Raw genomic sequence first — 2,248 nt, forward strand, 5'->3', positions numbered from 1 at the left:
GCCTGTGGCCCGCCGCCTTCGCGGCCATGCTGGAAGGGCTCTATACCGGCTGGCTCAGGGACCAGGGGGCAGGTTCAAACCTGAGCGCCCGCCTGGATCTGGAGGCGTCAGAGACGTCGGTCGTGCTGCGGTTTGGGAGGGCCTGACCGGCGACTCTCGTCTGGGTTGCCATCTCCGTGAACCTGCCTCAGGGTGACACCACCTGAGGGCGTTCGTGGGCCGAGCGCCTTCAAACCTGCCTGCCCTGGACCGCAAGGATGGGCGTCGCACCATCCGAAGAGTCCTTGGGACAGGTCGCCTTTGGGGGACGGCCAAATGGACGACTTCGCCGCCAGCACTTCGACAACCGCCCTGATCAGCCAGGGATCCGGCTATGTCCGCGGGGACATCGAGACCGCTGGAGACCAGGACTGGATCCGGGTGGAGCTCACCGCAGGCGGGGCCTACCGCATTCTGGTGTCGGGCGCGCAGCCGAACACCGGCCCCGCCAGCGGGACTCTGTACGATCCGGCGCTGCAAATTCGCGACGCAAATGGCGCGTTGATCCCGTCTTCGACAAATGGCCTTGGCCTGAATGAGATGGTGGATTTCACCGCTCCGGCCTCAGGCTCCTACTATCTGGCGGTGTCGTCGGCACAGGCTGGATCTACGGGAACCTGGATGGCCAGCGTGCGCCCCTATGTCTCCAATATCGAATTCGCCAACTACCTGACCACCGGGTTCTGGCAGTCCGGGCAACTGGGCGCCACAGGGACCCGCCACTTCGACCACAGTAGCCTCACGGTGAATATCTCGGCCCTCGGCGATGTGGAGCGCAGCTTCGCCCTCGCCGCGCTGGGCCAGTTCCAGGAGGTCTCGAAGCTGACCTTCACCGTGGTGGACGGCGCCGCCGACATCACCTTCCGCAACTCGGGCTCGAAGATCGCCGAGGGCGGCTCCACCCTGGTCAATGGCGTCAGCCAGTCCGCGACGATCACCATCAGCGCCGACTGGATCACGGGGCCAGGCTTCGACACCCAAGCGTTCAAGGTCTACATGCACGAGACCGCGCACGGCCTGGGGATCGGCCATCCCGGCCCTTACAATGGCGGCCAGTCCGAGTATGGCGTCACCAATATCTTCGCCAACGACTCCACCCAATACACGGTGATGGGCTATCTGGGCTGGCCGGGGCAACAGTTGCAGGACCGGGTCGTCACCCTGCAGATGGGCGACATCCAGGCGATCCAGGATCTGTATGGCGTCAACACCTCCACGCGGTCGGGCGACACGGTCTATGGCTTCGGCAGCACCGCGGGGTCCCGCTATGATTTCGCCAACTATCCATCCGGTGTGACCTTCACGATCTACGACACCGGCGGGGTCGATACCTTGGACGCCTCGGGCTACAGCCAGAGCCAGATCCTCGACCTGCGACCGGGTCACTTCTCGTCGGTGGGCGGCTTCGTCGACAACATCGGCGTCTTCACCAGTAGCCGGATCGAAGTCGCCGTGGGCGGCGGAGGCTCCGACCGCCTGATCGCGGGCGACCAGGGAGGGCAACTCTATGGTCGCGCTGGCAGTGACACCTTAAGCGCGACCTCCGGCGTCACCTACCTGCGCGGCGAGGAGGGCTCTGACAGCCTATCCGGCGGCGGCGATTTCGATGACATCAATGGCAACCAAGGCGCTGACACCGCTCATGGCAATGGTGGCGGCGACTGGGTGGTCGGCGGCAAGGACAACGATCTGCTCTACGGGGACGCCGGCGGGGACATCGTCTATGGAAATCTGGGCGACGACACCGCCTATGGCGGCGATGGCGACGATTGGGTGCGTGGCGGCCAGGGCGATGATGTGGTCGAAGGCGGCGTGGGCGCCGATTGGATCGCCGGGGATCGCGGCTCGGACACTTTGAGCGGCGGTGGCGGGGCCGACACCTTCCACGTCTTCTCAGGATCCGGCCTCGACCGGGTCCTCGACTTCAATCGTGGCGAAGGCGACCGCGTGCAGGTGGCGGCCGGAACCGGCTATGGCGTCAGCCAATCTGGCGCCGACGTCGTCATCCTGATGAATACCGGCGACCAGATGGTGCTTGTGGGCGTGAACCTATCTAGCCTGACGGGGGATTGGCTCTTCGTGGTCTAGGCTTCAGAGACGGCTGATCAGCAGGCCAAGCCCTATCCAGAGCGCGCCACTGGTGATGGTCATGAAGGCCAGGGCGCGCCGCGCCGACCACCGCACCTCCACCTCAGGACCTTCCGACCAG

At 65.2% G+C, this 2,248-nt stretch carries 1 protein-coding gene; it reads left to right on the plus strand.

The features are described from left to right. Positions 1-315 precede the first annotated feature (315 nt). The gene (locus ACE3TA_RS22515) at positions 316-2,127 is read left to right on the plus strand and encodes a M10 family metallopeptidase C-terminal domain-containing protein (RefSeq protein ID WP_374576566.1); all 1,812 of its coding nucleotides are present in this window, start codon (positions 316-318) and stop codon (positions 2,125-2,127) included. The last annotated feature ends 121 nt before the right edge of the window (positions 2,128-2,248 follow it).

Origin of the sequence: Phenylobacterium sp., from assembly GCF_041916435.1 — a bacterium.
GTDB lineage: Bacteria > Pseudomonadota > Alphaproteobacteria > Caulobacterales > Caulobacteraceae > Phenylobacterium.

Coding starts and splice junctions, on each gene's coding strand:
- ACE3TA_RS22515 (WP_374576566.1), top strand. CDS start 316: ATGGACGACTTCGCCGCCAGCACTTCGACAACCGCCCTGATCAGCCAG.